At 53.9% G+C, this 1,609-nt stretch carries 1 protein-coding gene; it reads right to left on the bottom strand.

Translation table 11 applies throughout. The features are described from left to right. A partial coding sequence (locus BN1044_RS10725) for an inverse autotransporter beta domain-containing protein (protein ID WP_175421603.1) occupies positions 1-1,609 on the bottom strand: 1,609 nt, incomplete at both ends.

The following is a 1,609-nucleotide window of genomic DNA, read 5'->3' as shown; positions in this document are numbered from 1 at the left end:
GCAGGGTATAGCTTGGTACCACGCCGCTTTGAGTGATCGCTTTTCCACCGCCGTTATCCACTACGCTTGCGGTCGTGCCTTCCACGCCCCACTGGTATTCCGACGTATCGGTTGTGTTGCCGGTGTGCGGCACAAAGGTGTAACGACCGCTCAGCGCTTCACCTAGCGAAAGCTTACCGCTTATCGTCACATCGCTGATGCTTGGTGCTGCGGTTTCATCCACGATCGCACCGCCTTCTCCGCCACCTTCGGTGTTGTTGCCGCTATCGCCCGGAGCCGTAGTGACCGTCAGCGTATTCCCTAAGGTTTCCACCCCGTTACGCGCCTGAACCGACAGCTCTTTTACCTGCCCAACATCGCTGGCGACCAGCGTATAGCCCGGCACGCTACCTGAAGTAACGATGGTCTCAGCGCCATTCAGCCCTGTGGTTTGCCCTTTATTGCCCCATTTGTAAAGAGAGGCATCTTGTGCATTGCCGCTGTTACTATCGAACTGATAATGACCCGATAGCTGCTCGCCTAACGCCAGCTTGCCGCTCATGATTAAACCGCTGATCACCGGTGCTCTGCCGACATACAGCGTCGCTGACGCAAGTTTGGCATTATGGATTTCAGGCGTAATTTTATATTCACCCATATTTTCGCCCGCCGTGACGGTGGCGTTATAGGTGCCCATGCGGGTCATGTCTTCACTAAAAGCACTCACCGTGACATCTGGCTGGCCGCGACCCACGGGACTTAGTGTGGTTTTGATGTCATCGGCGACACCGCTGATGAGATGATTGTTCGCATCACGCAATACCAGCGTCAATTTAGCCGTAGAGGTACCGTCGTTCGGTAACTGAAGCTCCATCGGGGTTAGCATGCTGTTAACCGTACTCACCGCAGCCGAGGCAACAACCACTAAGCTTTCCGCTTTTGGCGATGCATTGCCTGATTTATCATAGGCAACGCCGCTCACCACATAGCTGTTGTTGGCATCGTTGCCGTATTGATATTCAGGAATGATCACGTTGAACTGCTGTTCAGAAACCTGAACAATCTGCCCGCCCTGACTCAGCAGTTCTGGCGCGGTCCACTCAATGCGCTCAACGCCGTTGGTGCTGTTGACCGACACGCCCAGCGATTTACTTTCACCGCTGTAGCCGCTGATTTGCGAGGCCAACCGGAGGCTGATGGTGTCTTTTTTGCGGTATTCCAACACGATGTTGTTGTTACGTTCGACAAAGTCGTAACGATTCGCGGCCAAGCTGCGGCTCGCCGCCAACAGGCTGCTATCCAACTGCTGACCTAACGGCGCACCAAACACATAGTTCAGATCGATACCGAAACGGGTGTCGTTTTGATTGCTTTTACCCATGCGGTGATCGACGTTGAACTTCATCAGCGGGAAAGGCGAATAGTTAACGCCGGCCGTCACCGCTACCGGATCTTTTTGCTGATTATCTTTACCAAACAGTCCGACGCGGTCGCCGTAATACTGTTCATACACCAGCTTGCCGCCGATGCCCGGATAGGCAGGTAAATAGCCTTCGGTACGAATGTCCCACCCGTTGGCTGGGCGTTCTTCGTAGTTATCGAAGTCCGGTGAATTTTTCCAGTTAGTCAG

The sequence above is a fragment of the Hafnia alvei genome, from assembly GCF_900095695.1.
In the GTDB taxonomy this organism is placed as follows: domain Bacteria; phylum Pseudomonadota; class Gammaproteobacteria; order Enterobacterales; family Enterobacteriaceae; genus Hafnia; species Hafnia alvei_B.
This window is presented reverse-complemented; position numbering and strand designations above follow the sequence as displayed.